Source organism: Sorangium sp. So ce124 (assembly GCF_051525235.1).
GTDB classification, from domain to species: Bacteria; Myxococcota_A; Polyangia; order Polyangiales; family Polyangiaceae; genus Sorangium; species Sorangium atrum.
Window position 1 is genome coordinate 2,758,752 of record NZ_CP150312.1, and the last position, 15,402, is coordinate 2,774,153.

Annotated in this window: 15 protein-coding genes; 2 read left to right on the forward strand and 13 right to left on the reverse strand. The window is 70.7% G+C overall.

Going from position 1 to position 15,402, the window contains the following annotated elements; all coding sequences use genetic code 11:
- Window positions 1-361: 361 nt before the first annotated feature.
- The 5 genes from WMF19_RS10575 to WMF19_RS10595 form a co-directional block, all read right to left on the reverse strand.
- The gene (locus tag WMF19_RS10575) at window positions 362-1,510 is read right to left on the reverse strand and encodes a hypothetical protein (RefSeq protein ID WP_437898957.1); all 1,149 of its coding nucleotides are present in this window, start codon (window positions 1,508-1,510) and stop codon (window positions 362-364) included.
- Entirely contained in the window at window positions 1,507-2,565 is a 1,059-nt protein-coding gene (locus WMF19_RS10580; protein WP_437898959.1) for a tetratricopeptide repeat protein, read from the reverse strand. The genes WMF19_RS10575 and WMF19_RS10580 overlap by 4 nt, the downstream gene beginning before the upstream one ends.
- Window positions 2,566-2,647: 82 nt before the next feature.
- On the reverse strand, window positions 2,648-4,357 hold the full coding sequence (locus tag WMF19_RS10585) for a protein kinase domain-containing protein (protein WP_437898960.1): 1,710 nt from the start codon (window positions 4,355-4,357) through the stop codon (window positions 2,648-2,650).
- 174 nt (window positions 4,358-4,531) lie between these two features.
- Window positions 4,532-5,065 carry a 2'-5' RNA ligase family protein gene (locus tag WMF19_RS10590; RefSeq protein ID WP_437898961.1) on the reverse strand — a complete coding sequence of 178 codons (534 nt, stop codon included), beginning with the start codon at window positions 5,063-5,065 and terminating at the stop codon, window positions 4,532-4,534.
- Window positions 5,066-5,214: 149 nt separating this feature from the next.
- A complete protein-coding gene (locus WMF19_RS10595) occupies window positions 5,215-6,156 on the reverse strand; it encodes an ATP-grasp domain-containing protein (RefSeq protein ID WP_437898962.1) in 942 nt (313 codons plus the stop codon).
- Between the two features lie 142 nt (window positions 6,157-6,298).
- On the opposite strand from WMF19_RS10595, the gene WMF19_RS10600 reads away from it, so the two are divergent.
- Window positions 6,299-6,961, forward strand: a complete 663-nt coding sequence (locus WMF19_RS10600; protein ID WP_437898963.1) for a hypothetical protein — start codon at window positions 6,299-6,301, stop codon at window positions 6,959-6,961.
- A gap of 211 nt (window positions 6,962-7,172) precedes the next feature.
- Here the strand turns inward: WMF19_RS10600 and WMF19_RS10605 are convergent, their stop codons facing one another.
- The 7 genes from WMF19_RS10605 to WMF19_RS10635 form a co-directional block, all read right to left on the reverse strand.
- Window positions 7,173-7,424 (reverse strand): HNH endonuclease, encoded by a 252-nt coding sequence (locus WMF19_RS10605; RefSeq protein WP_437898964.1) that lies wholly within the window; start codon window positions 7,422-7,424, stop codon window positions 7,173-7,175.
- The gene (locus WMF19_RS10610) at window positions 7,421-7,636 is read right to left on the reverse strand and encodes a hypothetical protein (protein ID WP_437898965.1); all 216 of its coding nucleotides are present in this window, start codon (window positions 7,634-7,636) and stop codon (window positions 7,421-7,423) included. The genes WMF19_RS10605 and WMF19_RS10610 overlap by 4 nt, the downstream gene beginning before the upstream one ends.
- A gap of 303 nt (window positions 7,637-7,939) precedes the next feature.
- The gene (locus tag WMF19_RS10615) at window positions 7,940-8,992 is read right to left on the reverse strand and encodes an NAD(P)H-dependent flavin oxidoreductase (RefSeq protein ID WP_437901611.1); all 1,053 of its coding nucleotides are present in this window, start codon (window positions 8,990-8,992) and stop codon (window positions 7,940-7,942) included.
- Window positions 8,993-9,313: 321 nt separating this feature from the next.
- Entirely contained in the window at window positions 9,314-9,607 is a 294-nt protein-coding gene (locus WMF19_RS10620; protein ID WP_437898966.1) for a type II toxin-antitoxin system RelE/ParE family toxin, read from the reverse strand.
- Window positions 9,591-9,845, reverse strand: a complete 255-nt coding sequence (locus WMF19_RS10625; protein ID WP_437898967.1) for an addiction module protein — start codon at window positions 9,843-9,845, stop codon at window positions 9,591-9,593. The genes WMF19_RS10620 and WMF19_RS10625 overlap by 17 nt, the downstream gene beginning before the upstream one ends.
- 273 nt (window positions 9,846-10,118) lie before the next feature.
- Window positions 10,119-10,886 carry an HNH endonuclease gene (locus WMF19_RS10630; RefSeq protein WP_437898968.1) on the reverse strand — a complete coding sequence of 256 codons (768 nt, stop codon included), beginning with the start codon at window positions 10,884-10,886 and terminating at the stop codon, window positions 10,119-10,121.
- 163 nt (window positions 10,887-11,049) lie between these two features.
- Window positions 11,050-12,504, reverse strand: coding sequence for a cytochrome c peroxidase (locus WMF19_RS10635; protein ID WP_437898969.1), 1,455 nt, complete (start codon window positions 12,502-12,504; stop codon window positions 11,050-11,052).
- A gap of 365 nt (window positions 12,505-12,869) precedes the next feature.
- Between WMF19_RS10635 and WMF19_RS10640 the strand changes: the two genes are divergently transcribed.
- Window positions 12,870-13,535, forward strand: coding sequence for a hypothetical protein (locus WMF19_RS10640; protein ID WP_437898970.1), 666 nt, complete (start codon window positions 12,870-12,872; stop codon window positions 13,533-13,535).
- Window positions 13,536-13,568: 33 nt separating this feature from the next.
- On the opposite strand, the gene WMF19_RS10645 is transcribed toward WMF19_RS10640, so the two are convergent.
- Window positions 13,569-15,203 (reverse strand): hypothetical protein, encoded by a 1,635-nt coding sequence (locus tag WMF19_RS10645; RefSeq protein ID WP_437898971.1) that lies wholly within the window; start codon window positions 15,201-15,203, stop codon window positions 13,569-13,571.
- Window positions 15,204-15,402 lie beyond the last annotated feature (199 nt).

The following is a 15,402-nucleotide window of genomic DNA, read 5'->3' on the forward strand; positions in this document are numbered from 1 at the left end:
GATCACGGCACGTTCTCACGGCGGGGCGCGGGGGCTTGCCCTGTCGCCTCATCGGGGGCGTATCGAGTGGCTCGACCCGCCCCCGGAACCCCCATTTGCGTTAACCAGCCTTCGCGCCGCGTTCTTCTACATCCGAACGTTTACGTGGTCGTGGTCGTGGTCGTGGTCGTGGTCGTGGTCGTCAACGGTAAGCCGTGAACGACCACGACCACGACCACGTAAACGTTCACGTTGGTGATCGTTGGTGCCGAGGAGAAGGGGCGGGCTTCGTGCCCTGAGCGTGACCGAACGAGCTTGGTTAACCCTTATACCCCGGAACCGCCGGCACTCCCTCCCGAACGCAGGGGGCCACCGCGCCCTATCACGGGCAGGCACTCCCGTCGGCCAGCGCCGCGCACTCGTCCGGGTTCTCGAACGCGCGGCTCACGTGGAGCAACCGGCAAGAGACCGTGTCGCCGCCCTCGGCGCTCGCCACGGAGTAGTGGGAGTCATGGGCGGCTCCCGCCATCGTGCTGCACTCGCTCTGGCACGCCGCGCCCCAGCCCTCGTACGCCTCGCCGAGGGCCTCCTTGCAGGCCGCCTCGAACAGCGTGCAGTACGACACGCAGTTGCCTGTCACGCCCGAGCCCGGCTCCTCGACCCCGCAATGGCCGTCTCCGCCCGGTCCCGTGTGCGGGCAGTGGGTCGTCGGCGCCAGCATGGCGCTGTAAGCGTGGTACTTGCGGCAGCCCACGGTGTTCTCGGTCCGATCCTCCGCCCCGCCGGGAGGGAGCGCCGCGCAGACCGCGAGGCACTGAGCTCTCGACTCGTAGACGGCCAATTCTCCCGTGCACGACGTCATGACCACCTGGCAGAAGTCCTCGCAGCTCGGCTCGGTCCCGTCCGGATCGGCGCAGGGCTGCACGGGCGTCAGGCTCGCGTGCGGGCAGTGCTCCTCGGGATCCACCGTCGCGGAGCTCACGTGCACGAGGCGGCACTGCAGCGTGTCGCCTTCGTGGTTCTCGATGACGTCGAACATGTCCACGTCCTTGAGCCCCGCGCACATGGCGACGCAGTCTTCCTCCGTGGGGACCTCGAGCGTGCACGCCGCGGCCCGCAGCGCGCAGTAGCTCTCGCAGTTGCTCCCGCACTCGCCGCCGCCGCCCGGGCCGGCCGCTGGACAGTGCACCTCGACCTCGCCCGTGGCCCCCGCCAGCTCCGCCTGGCGGGCGCGGCACGCGACCGTGTTGTCCACGGGCTCCAGGGGATCGCCCTCCGGGAGCAGCGCGCACACGCCCTGGCATGTCGCCAGCGTGGCATAGACCTGGTGCTCTCCCGTGCAGTTCGCCATCACGTCGGCGCAGTACGACGCGCACTGCTCGCTCACGGGCGCCTGCCCGCCCCCCGTGTCCGCGCCGCCCGGGTCGAAGGTGCGGTCCTCGATGCCGGCGATGGCCTGGCAGCCGAGCCACGCGAGGCTCGAGAGCGGGGCGAGCAGGGCGAGCGACAGGAGCCCTGTCATGCGTCTCATTCGAACGTACCTCCCACGCGCAACCCGACGTTGCGCGCGTCCACGAACGCCCCCACCTGGACGGGCGGGGTCTGCCTCGGCGCGACGACGAACACGAGGACGGCGCCGCCGATCGCCGCCGCCGCGCCGAGCCCGAACGCGACGTTCGACACGGTGGCGGCGCTCTTGGCCTCCTCGGTCAGCGTGACGCCGCGCTCGTCCTCGCACGTGCTGCCGCCCTTGCAGTAGCCCTCCGCGTCGCTGTTCTTCGAGATGGCCTTCACGCCGAAGAACGTCCCGACGCCGAGCCCCACGACGCCCGCGCCGCCCACGACGAGGCCGATCAAGCGCGTCGTGTTGCCCCCGGACGCCGCCGGCGCCGGCGCCGGCGCAGGGGCGCCGCGGGCCGGCGCGGGGCCTGTCCCCTGGGCGGGCGGCGACGCGAGGGGCGCAGGCGGCGGTCCCTCGAGCCGCTTGAGCGCCGGAACATCGACGCTCGCAGGGCCCTTGTTGTCGCCCCCGAGCTTCACGGTCGTCGTCCAGGTCTCGTGGCCCGGGGCGCTCGCCTCGATCGCGATCTCGCCCGGATCCACGGGGAGCGCGACGCCGAAGACCGCAGGATCGACGGCCTTTCCGGCGGAGCGCACCTTGAACCCCTCGATCGCGAGGTTCTCGGCCGCGACGCCGATGCTCAGCTTCGACAGGCCCGGCTCCAGCCGGGCCGCCCTCGCCTGCGCCTTGCGGGCGCGATCGGCTTGCCCCGCGGCCTGCGACTCCGACATGGCCTGCCGGAACGTGGCCCAGGCGCTCGCCGTGCGGCCGGTGTTCTCGTAACACTCGGCCAGGTAGAGGAGCGTGCCGATGCCCGGATCGATGCGCTGGCTCTGCTCCAGCCTCGGGCACGCCTCCGCGCTGCGCCCCTGCTTCATCAGGTCGAGCGCCGCGTCGAAGAGCGCCTCCGCCGCCGCCTTGTCGGCGGCGCTCGGCTCCGCCCGCGCGGGGAGGCCCCCGGAGATCAACGCCGCGCACAGGCCCAGGCCGACGCAGTGTGCGATGCTTCGCTGACGACGTTTCAACCGCCTCATACGTCCCGTGTTCTCCTCCAAGCTGGCCACGGCGGCCCCGGGGGCCGTCGCCGGATCGACGCGAGCGCCACGCTCAGCGCCGCCCGCCGAAGTCGCTGATCGAGTTGCCCTGCGTCGGCTCCGGGCGCGCCCCCGCGCCCGGATGCGAGCGCTCGACGGGCCGGGCCGTGGCGGTCGCCCGCGGAGCGCCCGGCTGCGCGGGCGGTGAGGCAAGGTGCGCCGCTGGGCTGGAGGACGCCGCCGGCGGCGGCGCGGGCGCGCTGGAGGAGGCCGCCGGCGCGGTCGGGGCTGGCGAACCGCCGGCCGCCTCGTGCGCGGCGCCGGCGGCGCCGGGAGCCTCGTGCGCGTCGCCCTTCGCCGTGGCCTCGGCGCTCGGCGCCGCCGTGGCCTCGTGCGCGGGCGCCGCCGCGGCCTCGGAGGTGTGCGCTGCCGTGGCCTCGGCGGTGGGCGCCGCGGCTGCGGGGGGCTGTCCCGGGTCGGTGGCGAGCCCGGAGCGCAGGAAGAACAGGGCGCCGAGCGAGGCCCCCACCAGCAAGGCGCCGGCGGCGATGGCCAGGGCGACGCGCGCCCCGTTGCGGACCGTTCGCACCGGATGGCCGGAGTTGCTCCACGAGTTGACCGTGGGCCCCGTCTCCGCGTTGGGCGCGGTCGGGGAGGCCGGCACGAAGGACGGCGTGCCGGGCGCGAAGGACGGCGTGCCGGGCGCGAAGGACGGCGTGCCGGGCGCGAAGGACGGCGAGGACGGCGTGCCGGGCGCGAAGGACGGCGAAGACGGCGAGGCCGGCGCGAACGGCGGGCCCCCGTGCGGTATCGACGGGCGCGATCCGGTGCCCTGAGCGCCCCCGCTCGGCACGCCCGCCTGGAGGATCGACGGCCGTGCGATGTCCGACGAGCTGCCGAGCACGCGGCGCGCCCTGTCGACGTGCATGTGGCCCGTGGCGGGGCCGAACGGGAGCAGCGCGGCGGCCAGATCGCCGACGTTCCTCCACCGCTGGTCGCGGTCCTTGGCGAGGCAGTGCATCACCACCGCGTCCAGCTCGCGCGGGACGTCGGGGCGCAGCTGGGCGACCGGGGCAGCGTTCTCGTAGAGCAGCGCGTGGAAGAGCTGAGCGACGGAGTCGCCGTCGTACGGAGTCCGCCCGGTCAGCATCTCGTACAGGATGACGCCGAGAGACCAGATATCCGCGCGCATATCGACGTCGCGCGCGGAGCGCACCTGCTCGGGAGACATGTAGAGCGGCGACCCGAGGAGCGACGCTGTCTGGGTCAGCGCCACCTGATCGCGCGATATGCCGAGCAGCGACTTCGAGATACCGAAGTCGAGGACCTTGATGACCCGGTCGCCGTCGGGCCGCAGCGAGAGGAACAGGTTGGCCGGCTTGAGATCGCGGTGAACGATCCCCGCGGCGTGCGCCTCGGCCATCGCGTCGAGGGCCTGGAGCATGTACGCGACGGCCTCCACCACGGGCAGCGGACCGCGCGCGCGTATCTCGTGGGCGAGGTCGTTCCCCTCCAGGAACTCCATCACCATGTAGGGCATCCCGCCCTCCAGCGAGCCGACATCCAGGACGCGCGCCACGTGCTCGCTCTTGATCCTGGCCAGCGCGCGCGCCTCGCGCCGGAACCGCTCCGTCGGGTCGCCGCCGTCCGGCCGCACCGAGTGCAGGAACTTCATCGCGACCCGCTGCTCGAGCTCCAGGTGCCACGCGGCGACGATCGTGCCCATCGCACCGGCGCCAACGATCTGCTCCACGCGGTACTTGCCCGCGAGAACGTCGCCCACAGCAACGGGAGCCATCGCCATGCGCCCCAGGCTAGCCGAGATCCACGAGATCACATACTTCGGCGAGCCGCGCTCTGCGTGGAGGGCGGAAAACCATCGCGGAGGCTTCCGCTGCGGCGGAACCGTGCGTCCGGGCGCGTTGTGGGCAGGCATGACACCTGCGCCCGCGAGATCTCACCGGCGTTCCAGCGCGACGCCCTCGACGCAGCGCCAGCGCTCGGTCTGCCCCTCCACGGTCCACAGCTCCAGCCGGTCGGCCCACCACGTGTCGTGGGCGAGCGCACGCACCCGAGGATCCGCGGCGAGCTCCTGGCGGCGCGCCGCCGGCAGCTCGCCGTACACGAGGCTCACGTGCGGCCGAAAGAGGGCCTCGTTCCCGCCGAGCGCGGCCTCGGCCGCGCGGCGCAGCGCCGTGAGCGGCTCGGACGGCGCCACGTCGAGGAACACGCACTGGTGGCGGGTGCTGCCGGTGGCGGGGCCCCGCGCCTCGAGCGCGACGGGGCGGAGCGCGCCGCCGTCGCCGCGCAGCCTGCCGAGCTTCGCGGCCAGCGCACCGGCGTCGCCGCGCAGCCCGCCGAGCAGGGTGAGGTGAGGCGCGAACGCCGGGCCCCCGGTCTCCCGGGCGAGCGCCTCGATGAGCTCCTCGAGCCGCGCGGCCGGCGCTCCGCCGGGGAGGAGCCACAGAGCGAACGCTGTCTCTCGCGCCATGGCCGACACCCATTGCGCCGCCGCGCCCCGCGGGCAAGCCGCCGCGCGCCGGAGCTCGCGTGAGCGCCCCCTCTGGCTACGGCCCGCTCAGGGCGTGAGCTGGGCGGCAGCTCGCGGCGGACTGCTCGGATCGAGCGATGAGACGCTCCTCAGCCGAGCGCCGCGTGCAGGCTCCGGTAGAACGCGTTTGCGGCCCCACCCTCGGGGATGCCCGCCGACCCGCCATCGTTCAGCTCCACCAGCATCCAGCCGCCGCCTTCCTTCTCGGCGACATCGGCCGCGTAAAAACGACTGCGCACGCGGCCGAGAATGGGCGCGAGGACATCGGCGCTCGGCGGTTCGCCCGGATAGTCACCGTCGGCCCAGTACGGTGCCGCGTAGAACGGCCGGCCGTCGAGCACGAAGAAGCGATGCTCGTTGACCAGCGGCAGCCTGCTCTTCGGGTGCAGCCCGATGCGCCGCAGCTCGACGAACTCCCGGAAGACGAGCCCACCGACGACGTGGTCGTCCTGGAGGCGAAGGAAGTTCCCCACGACGCGCCGCACGTTGGCCTCGTCGTCCGCCGCCGGGATGAAGCAGGCGTCGAACCACTCGTGCTTTCGGGACTTCACATAGTCCTTGAGGATCACGGCGCCCGATCCGAACGCCTCTCGCACGTGAACGCCGACGGCTTCGAGGTCGAACGTGGAGCCCGGGATCCAGATCGATCGTGCGGTGTGCTCGGCGCCGCCGATCGCCTCGTACCACTCCGGCAGGTGATAGCAGTGCTGGTACGCCGCCGGCTCCGTGATCAACCGTCGGCCACGCGCGGCGACGACCTCGCTCATGCATCGATAAGCATCGAGGCCCAGGAGCCAGCCGCGGTAGATCACCTCGCCCGGGCCTTCCGGCACCCGGCGGAGCTTCGCGTCGCCGCCGAGGAACACCTCGATGTCGATGAGGCCGATGTCGAATCCTGCGCTGGCGGCATGCCGCGCTTCCTCCTCGAAGGCGCTGTCCGGCGCGGTCGGGTGCACCGGGTTGCTCGGGAACAGGACGAGCGGGGCTGGGAGCATTGCGCCGACTCTAACCGACGGCGCGAAGGTCGTCACGAGGGTGCAGATCGGGCAATGACCGCGCGGACCGCGCGATGTTCAGCTCGGAGGCGGACCCGTGAGGGAGTCGACACTCGCGGCGCTCGTGCCCGTGCCCGCGTCGGGCTAGTCTCGCGCCATGGGAATGACGCTGCTTAGAATGCGCATCGCTGTGCTCGCGGCCCCGGCCTGGGGGAGCGCCTGCGGTGGAAACGTCGTCGTCGACGAGATGCCCGACGGGTCAGGAGGCGCCGGCGCGACAAGCACAAGCACCAGCACCAGCGCGGTCGGCGTCGGCGTGACCAGCGCGGGCTCGACGGCCATCTCGGCGGCGGTGGGCTCCACCGGGGTGGGCGGCGGCGACTTGAGGTCGACGTGCTTTGAGCACTGCGAGCTCTTCGAGTTGACGTGCGGGGTGGCACCGCGCGGCTGCCGCGATTTCTGTGAGGCGCACCGTTCCGCGGCGTCCGCGTGCAACGACCTGCTCGACCAGTTCTTCGATTGCGCGGTGCTCACATTGAGCTGCGATTTCCCCCCGCCCGCGTGCGAGCTGGTCCTGGAACCGTACCTGGAGTGTGCGTCCGCTCCTCCCTGCGGGGCGGGGGTGCTCGAGTGCCCAGTCAGCGGCGACAGGGGCTGCGGTTGCCAGGGCTCGTGCCCAGGCATGGACCTCTCCGTCAGCTGCGGGCCGGTCAGAGGCGGCCCCGACATCAGCTGCGATTGCCTCGTCAACTACACGACGGTGGGCGCCTGTCAGGACGTCGGCCCGGCGTGCGACCTCGCCCTTCGCTGCTGCGGGCCGATCTTCGAGCAGTTCCGCTGAGAGGTGCGAGCGGCGCGAGGCCGCGGCGCCGCCGCTCACGGGCACGACCAGCGGCGCGCCCGAACCTGGCGCCACGCCCACAGCCGCGGCGCGGCCTCAGCCGCTCACGTCCCAGCGCCGGAACGAGCCTCTCAGAGCGATCCACGCATAGGCTTCTCGTCCGGCCTGTCTCGAACCTGTTGGCATTCTCCGGCCGGACGACGTTCACCGGTCATCGCCGCGCCCCGCAGGCTGTGGAGTTACGGTGGCCCCTCGGTGGGTAGAAATTAGGCCCCTTCTTCAGATTGCAATGGATGCGGCAGAGGCACAGATTGGCAACATCGTCGGAGCCACGATGCTGCCTCCCGATGATGTGGTCGACTTGATGGGGCAGGATTGAAGCTTCTTGAGGAAGCCGGCAGTACTCACATGCGCCCTGGGCGCGTCGCTGCACCGTCTCCCGCACATCGTTCGAGAGCTTCACGAAGCCGCGCGCATCGTCCAGAACTCCTCGGCCTCGAGCTTGAGGAGGCTAAGCCTGTCGTTCAAGCGGACGATCTCTGCGTACTCCGTTTGCTCCTCCGGGGTGAGCGCGCCTTCGGTGCTCTTCCGAGCGAGCTCCTCGACGCGTGGGGCGAGGTCTCTGCTGACGGCATCGAGCGCCGCCTCAAGCTGTTCGAGGGTTCGCCTTTCCATGAGGTTCTCCGTCCGACGTCGGCACGGAGAGCATGCCATCCCTCCGCCGTCGCCTCAAGCTCCGCACGCCTCGGGCGGCTGAAGCCGCTCCACGCCCGAGGGCCGCACGGCCCGGCGCACGACCCGTAGCAGATCCACCCCGTGCGCCGGCGGTGCGGAGCCCTGGCTTAGGGGAGCCGTTGCTTATGCCTGTCAGCGTCATCGAGCAGAGCTCGTCAAGCGCCGAGCCCATTTGTCGAACGTCGGCCGATGAGCCGCCGGCGCCGCAGGCACCCGTCGGATCTACCGGCAGGTTGGGCGGCGTCAGCGTGCACCCGGGAGTGCACCCGCGAGTCGTCGCGTGAGATCGGCCGCTGGCACTGCCTTACACCCGCTGGCGTTTTGCCCCGCCCAGAGCGGCGAGAAGTCGCCGTTGCCCTGGCTTTCGGCCTTGGCGCGCAGGGGCGCGATGGCCGACGTCGCCAAGGGAAAAGCTGGCACGGCGCCGCTCATCGGCCCAAGCTCCCTGATGACGCGGTTCACGATGCCCCGAGCGGGTCGCCCGGTGAACAGGTTGGTGAGCGCCGTGGTGCGGGCTGCGTCGCTCTCGAGGGCCGCGCGATGCACCCTGCTCGTGGTGGCCTCGGGGCACAACAGGTACGCCGTCCCGATCTGTACGCCGGCCGCACCGAGCGCCATGGCGGCCGCGACACCCCTCGCGTCCGCGATGCCGCCCGCGGCGATGACGGGGATCTTCACTGCGTCCACGATCTGCGGCACCAGCGCGAAGGTGCCGAGCTGGACGCTGAGATCGTCGGACAGGAAGCTGCCGCGATGACCGCCCGCCTCGATGCCCTGGGCGATGACCGCGTCGACGCCGCGGGCCTCCAGCCAGCGCGCCTCGTCGACCGTCGTCGCAGAGGACAGGATCTTCGCGCTCCAGCGGCGCACGCGCGAGAGCAGAGCCTCCGAGGGCAGGCCGAAGTGAAAGCTCACAACAGCAGGCCTGAACTCGTCGAGCACGTCAGCGGCCTCATCGCTGAAGGGCAATCGGCCGGGGCCGGTCGGGATGGCGCTCGCATCGACGCCGAGCTCAGCGAAGTACGGCGAGAGCCGGGCACGCCAGCTCGCTTCTCGCTCGGCATCGGGCTCGGGCCGCGTGTGACAGAAGAAGTTCACGTTGAACGGCTTCGTTGTCTGCGCTCGGATGGCTGACAGCTCCTTGCGCAGGGCGTCCGGGCCCAGCACGGCGCCGGGCAGCGAACCGAGCCCACCAGCGTTGGAGACGGCGACCGCGAGCGCGCTGCCCTGCACGCCGGCCATGGGTGCCTGGATGATGGGGAAATCGATTCCAAGGAGCTTTTGCAGCGTCGTCATGAGAATCTCCGGCTCCACTGCTGGGACAGTGTCCAGCTGTTTGTCTTCTTTCCGCCCAACGTCTTGCCGGTGTGCCGCAGCGCGGAGCGCCGTCGGCACCCGCGGCGTGTTCAGTATGCGCCGCCGCGACGACTCACGGGTACCGTTTTCGGCGCAATAGTAACGTACGCAGGCGAGCTCGGCCCTCACCGTTCATGTCCAGAAGCTGGACTGTGGCGCGCCCCTCGGCCATCAGCCCTTGAATGACACCCTCAATCGCGACCGTGAAGTGCTCACGCCAAGAGTGACGCCTGGGGTGATACAGCGCCACGAGGAGCCCAGTCATCGCTTCCTCCAGTAGCCTGGTCTCCTCTTGGCGTGCGCCACAGCCACGACGAGAACACGCTGTGGCTCATCGCGAAATACGACGAGGTACGGAAACCGCGTCAAGCGTACGCGCCGCGTGCCGTGCAGGTGAGCGGGCCAGCGACCCGGGGCCTCGGCGATCCGCTCCAGCGCCTCCTCGAGCTCCGCCACGAACGCGGCTGCCACACGCGGATCCCGGTCAGCGTACCACACGGCGGCCTCCTCGGCTTCGGCGAGGGCGGCTGGCTGGAGTTCAACGGCCTTGGCCACGGCCACCCGCTGCCGCGAGGAGGCGGCGACGGGCCTCTGGCCATGGGATAGGCGTCACCGTTCCCGCATCGACCTCGTCCAGGCGGCGCTTGATCTCGTCCGTCCAGGCTTCCTCCACATCATCGCCGTCTGCGTCGACTTCGTCCAGGCTCTGGAGCAGTTCGGCTGCCAGAGCAGCCCGCGCGTGGCCAGGCAGGCGTAGCGCAGCAGCCAGCACGTCTTCGAGGTCGCTCGGCATGCCCGGAGCCTACCACACGGCACGCCGGTACGGCGAGCCGTGCGCCCTGGCCTACGCTCCCGCAGCCATCAGGACCGGCGCGAACCAGCCAGCCGGGGCCGGGGCTGGCGGGGCGAGCAGCGAGGCTCTCACCAAGGGGCAGCGCCGCACCGGGGATGCTGAAATCCAGGTTCCGTGCGGACTTCGGCCTTCTCTAACTCCTCCGCCCAACGGATTGGCGATAATCCGCGTGCGACCGACCGTGTCGAAGGCGAGGGAGGACGAGCGTCGGGTTCATTGCCTCATTAGACCAGTTTTCTCTCGATGACGATCCAGCGCAGGCTTACTTGGGGAAAGCGCTCGATCCCGTGGCTGGCGGAGTGGCGTGCCAGCAAGAGATGCATAATTGGAGCCGGTAAGTGCCTTTGCTGTGATCACGCTCATGCTCTCCGTGTCGACTGCAAGCAGGCCAAGGTCAAAGAGACTGTGGATGTCCGTGCGCAACAGGAGTCCGTTCTGAGGGTGATTCGTGTCTGGGCCCTGGTAGGCGATGATGTGGGCCGCGTCCAGTAACGCCAGGAGAGCACATCCGGTGACGGCACAGCAGCCGTCGTACGCTTCAATCAGCTTCCGCCGAAATGCTGGCTGCCCCCGTCTTCGAACAATCGCGCTTATGGTCTTCGCGCGGGCGTCCTGTACTCCCGCGGGATCGAACTCACCGATCGCGTCGACTGCTGTGGCCTCGGCGGCGACCAGGTCCTCGCCCTGCGCCGGGCGGCAGTCACGGCAGATGTTCACAGTGACTCCATGGTTGACGGCCCACGCTCGAAGCGCGTCGATGTTGAGCGCGCACGCCTTCCTCTTCCGAACGAGGTCGCCGCCGGTGCCATCGCTCTCCCAGGTGGAGTCCCCGAGGTGCTGACACTCTGTGCGATGCAGCTTGCCCGATGTCGTCGTGAGGCAGTTCAGCAGGAAGCCATCCGGGTTCTCGCTGCGCCAGCCTTGTAGCCGCGCGTGAGCATCGGGCTGTTCACGGTAGAAGAACACGTTCACCATCGTCATGGGCCCATCCATAGTAGCAGGCGGCTGCTCGGTCTAACGTCGCAATCCATGCGCTTTCACGGCGGCAAGCACGTACGGCAGGTGGGCGCGGCCGAGGCAGAGTCCAGTTTTCGTCTACTTTCCGCCGAACGCTGGGCCTAATATCACCGGTTCGCTTCGCAGTTCAATAGACGGCGAGGAAGGCCAGAAGGTCGGCCTTCTGCCGTGGAGAGAGGGCCTCGGCGGGCAGCCCCAAGGCCTCCGGCGGGTGGACGGGAGGCATGCCAAGCGCGGGGACGAGGGGAAGGACGAAGCGGCTGTAGGTGTCGACGACCTGATCCAGGGTGGTATGGCTGTTGTCGTGGAAATAAGGCGCGGTGTGGGCGACGCCGCGGAGCTGGGGGATGTCGAACGACTCGAAGTCGCTGGGGCTGCCGGAGCTGAGGCAGCGTCCCGGGTCGGTCGACCACCACTGGGGAATGAAGTCGGGGCCGGTGATGGGCGCGCCGGTCACCGGATCGATGGCGGGGTTGAGGTCGAACGGCTCGCCGCTGGCGGTTACCGGGATGGGCGGAAGGTCGGTGACCTGGGTGGTCCGGGTCCCGTCCGTGTAGAAGCGCAGGCGGATGCGGGGCATCTCCACCTCGTTGGTGAGCAGCCCCGGGAAGGCGCCGATCTGCCCAAGGTAGGTGAGGGCGGTCAAGCCGAGGGCCAGGAAGTCGTTGTCGGGCGGAGTGTTGGAGACCGGCACAGGGCCGACGCCGGGGATGACCTCGTAGACGACATTGCCGTTGTGATCGAGCTCGAAGAAGAATGAGTCCCGAGCCGCGGGGTTGGTGATGACATTGCCGGTCGCCTCGCCGTGGCACCCTGTGCAAGCTGCCTGGAAGACCGCCCGGCCGCGCGCTTGCTCGGCCGTCAGGGGCATGCCGTCCTCGGGGCTGGAGATGCTGGCGATGGGGACGCCGGCCGCGATCTGGGCGGCCACCTGGGCGGCGCGCTCGGAGGTGAAGATCGAGCTCTCGAAAGCGGCCATCAGATCGAGCTTGCCGTTGCCCACGGCGTGCGAGATCTGGCTGTGGGCCTCGAGTGCGTCGATGGCCTGGTCCTGCAGCGTCGCAGCGCGCCCGTCGAGCTGGTAGGGGGCCGTATAGGACGTGTTTGCTACGGAGGGCACGCCCCGCCACACGGAGACGGTGCGCTCGGGCGGCGTGATCACATTCCCCGCGCTGTCGAGGAGGTCCATGTTGTCGGCCAGCGGGAGGGTGATCCGGACGAGCCCCCTCTTCAAGTGCTCGAACGTGAGGGTGGGGGCGCCGGGATCGTCGGCTTCGAGCGCGTCGAACAGGGGATCGCCGGGGTTTTGCGCGAGACGCGCGGCGACGCTCGCGGGGATCAGGGCGGTGTGCTCGCTCTCTGGGTGACACGTGGCGCAGGCGCGACCGTTGGTCCCGGAGAGTGGCTCATCGAAGAAGCGCTGGCCGGCGTGGGCCTGGCCTCTTGAAGCGGGATCAGAAGCGGTCCCCACCAGCAGGCTCGGGGGCTCCGGCGCTTCGGAGCAGGCGGCGAGCCCGGCGGCGATCAGCGCCGCGCTCGGGAGAGCGACGAATGGCGAGAGTACATGATGGCGTCCGTTCATGAACGGTCCTCCAGGGGCAACGGAGAGCGGAGCTCTCAGGAGATGTCGTTCGCAGGCCCGCGTCAATCCCTCGCCCCGGCCGGGGGCTCTCGCGCGCTACGATTCGATCCGCTCGCTCTCGACCAGCCGACTCGCGGGCACGACCAGCGACGCGCCCGAACCTGGCGCCCAGTTGCGAATTGACATTTTCGAATCGTTTGATTTTCTTCTGTCCGAAGGAAGGCTTTTTGTCATGTCGATCGGCACAGATAGAACGTCATGCAGGCGCGGTGAGGCCACCGCGAGGACAGCTCGGCAGAGATAGCAGATCCGCGGCGTGCACTGCGCGGCGGGGCGGCTACACTGCGCGGCCCGTGGACTCCGTGATGGACCGCATCGAGGCGATGGTCGCCTGGTTCCGGCAGCGCCGGTGGGCGCACCTCGCCGTGGTGAACCTGCGCATCCTGATCGGCTTCGCGTTCCTGCCGGCGGGGCTGAAGAAGATCCTCGGCGAGCCGTTCACGGATCCGGGGAATCGCGGCCCGTTCCACGAGTTCTTGCACGTGTTCCACGCGACCGGGCACTTCTACACGTTCGTGGGCGTGGTCCAGCTGGTGGCCGCGACGCTGCTCATGACGCAGCGGTTCGCGGCGGCCGGCGCATTCATGGCGCTGCCGGTGACGGGCGCGATCCTGGCGTTGTGCTGGAGCACGGCGGTCGTCCCGACGGCGACGGTCGTCACGCTGATGTTCGCGGGCCTGGTCGGGCTGGCGCTGTGGGACGTCGAGCGGTGGCGCGGCGTCCTCGACGCGCCGGACGCCACGCCGCGGGCCGCGCGTGCCTCGTCACCAGCGCCGATCGATCTGCGGCTGTGGAGCCTGTGCGGGGCGGCCATCCTGGTGGCGTACCTCGCGACGTGTCTGCTCAGCGGCGGCATCTACCGGCCGCGCGGGCCCGCGTTCGACGAGCCGGGGTTCTACGTGCTGATGGCGCTGCCGCTGTTCCCGATCGTGACCGCGCTCATCGATCGTCGCCGGCGCGCGGGGCGCTGACCGTGCCGCGGTAGAGGTGCCCCTGCAGTGGTGTCATGCGCCGGCGGCACCCTCCAGCGCCACGACGATGTCGCCGAGCGGCGCAGCGAGGTGGAGCCACGCCTCGCCGCCCACGCGCAGCACGGCGAGCACGTCGTCCGCCCGGCCGCGGAACGCGCCCAGCGAGCGGGCCGGGCCGCCCTCGTCGACCGCGAGCACGGCCGCCTCGTCGTCAGCGCGCGCCACGACGACGAGCACACCCGGTTCGGTCGCGCCCAGCCAGACAGGGCGGCCGCCGAGCGCGACGTTCCGGGGAGAGCCGCGCTTCGGCACCTCGTGCAGGAGCCCGCGCGGAACGTCGCAGCCCCAGAACGAGCGCAGCCGCAGGGCGGCCGGCAGCCGGCCGCCGAACGCCTCGTAGGCGTCGCAGGCGTCGTGGCCGGGGTCGAGCGGGAGCAGGTCGGCGTCGTTCGGGACGAGGCGGGCGAGCGCCGCGTCGCGCGCCTCCGTGAAGCGCCGGAGGACGCGGCGCAGGCGGCCGGATGGCCAATTGAAGAGTGGGCCGATGCGGGAGCGGATCTCTCCGCCTTCCACCGAGATGCTGTGTACGCCGCTGCGCCGGAGAAAGAACAGGCTGCCCTCGCGAGCGGCGAGCGGGCTCCCGGGGGCGAGGAGCCTGGCCAGCTCGGCGGTGCCATGGCCTCTCTCCAGCCGCGCGAGCTCATGACCATCGATGCCGAACGCGCCGGCGCCATCCGTGCAAAGGCGATTGAATCGCCCCCCCGACGACGCCGCGACGAGCTCGGTTCCCGGCGGGGCGAGGTCGCCCTCGCCGAACAGCAGGCGCCTGGCGCGAACGATGTTCTCCTGAGCGCCGGAGTCTCGAGCCGCGGCCAGGAGCGCCTCGCGCACCTCCAGCGGCATACGCTGCTCGATCCCCCATCGCGCGCGCCAGGTGATCTGTTCGACCAAGAACCTCGTGATCCCTGTGCGCGCCGCGGCGGGCACACCCGCGAGCGCTGCCTCGAACACCACGTGGGCATCGATGCTGCGGAGCATCGCCTCGGGCACCGCCTCGAAGGCATACGCCTCGTCCCAGCGACCCCGGCGCGCGCCGTACCAGGCACCGAGCGCCCAGGCCATCTCCGCCGGCTCGCCTCGGGCTGCGCGTAAAGCTTCCAGGGCCGCGCCATACGCCTCGGCGTCGAGCACGGCGCGCCCCTCCTGCCAGAACGCATCCACGTACCGGCGGAGCTCCGGCGGCGCGGCGGCACGCCAGGTGCCCAGCACAGAGGCGATCTCGGGAGCGCAGCTCCGCTCCAGCGCTCGCATCGGCGCGTCGACGCCGTGCGCCGCGAGCCACGCCGCGAGCATCGCAGGCTCCTCCACATCGGCGAACTCACTCCACGAGAGCAGCCGCACGGTGCAATTCCCTTCGATCCAGAGCGTGCCAGACGGCCGACAGGCACGTTCGAAGGTGAGGGTCACCCGGCGTGCGCGGGCCGCGAGGCCAGCGCGCGCGCTCTTGCGGAGGCGGAGCAACTGGCGGAGCGAGCCGAGCTCGGAGCGACTGACGCGGATCCAGCGCTGCTTGTCGCAGACGAGCCACGCCGCCGTGGCCTCATCGAGCACGCGATCGAGGTCAGCCTGGTTCGGCGGCGGAGAAGGCACTGTGGGCCACACTGCCATGAGCTACGTCTGATGGCCCGACTTCACCGTGATCGTGTCCATTCCCAGCGCGGTCACCTTGGCCATCGCTGCAGACCTCCTGGAGGGCAGGGTACATGACCTCCGGAGCGAGCGGAGAGGGAACTCCGACGCGCAGGCCTGGCCGGCGCGCCGCTCGATCAGGGCGGAGCCTGCCGGGCGAGCTTGCTCGACGTCGCTC

Coding starts and splice junctions, on each gene's coding strand:
- WMF19_RS10575 (WP_437898957.1), bottom strand. CDS start 1,510: ATGAGACGCATGACAGGGCTCCTGTCGCTCGCCCTGCTCGCCCCGCTC.
- WMF19_RS10590 (WP_437898961.1), bottom strand. CDS start 5,065: ATGGCGCGAGAGACAGCGTTCGCTCTGTGGCTCCTCCCCGGCGGAGCG.
- WMF19_RS10600 (WP_437898963.1), top strand. CDS start 6,299: ATGCGCATCGCTGTGCTCGCGGCCCCGGCCTGGGGGAGCGCCTGCGGT.
- WMF19_RS10610 (WP_437898965.1), bottom strand. CDS start 7,636: ATGGAAAGGCGAACCCTCGAACAGCTTGAGGCGGCGCTCGATGCCGTC.
- WMF19_RS10615 (WP_437901611.1), bottom strand. CDS start 8,992: ATGACGACGCTGCAAAAGCTCCTTGGAATCGATTTCCCCATCATCCAG.
- WMF19_RS10625 (WP_437898967.1), bottom strand. CDS start 9,845: ATGCCGAGCGACCTCGAAGACGTGCTGGCTGCTGCGCTACGCCTGCCT.
- WMF19_RS10630 (WP_437898968.1), bottom strand. CDS start 10,886: ATGACGATGGTGAACGTGTTCTTCTACCGTGAACAGCCCGATGCTCAC.
- WMF19_RS10635 (WP_437898969.1), bottom strand. CDS start 12,504: ATGAACGGACGCCATCATGTACTCTCGCCATTCGTCGCTCTCCCGAGC.
- WMF19_RS10640 (WP_437898970.1), top strand. CDS start 12,870: ATGGACCGCATCGAGGCGATGGTCGCCTGGTTCCGGCAGCGCCGGTGG.
- WMF19_RS10645 (WP_437898971.1), bottom strand. CDS start 15,203: ATGGCAGTGTGGCCCACAGTGCCTTCTCCGCCGCCGAACCAGGCTGAC.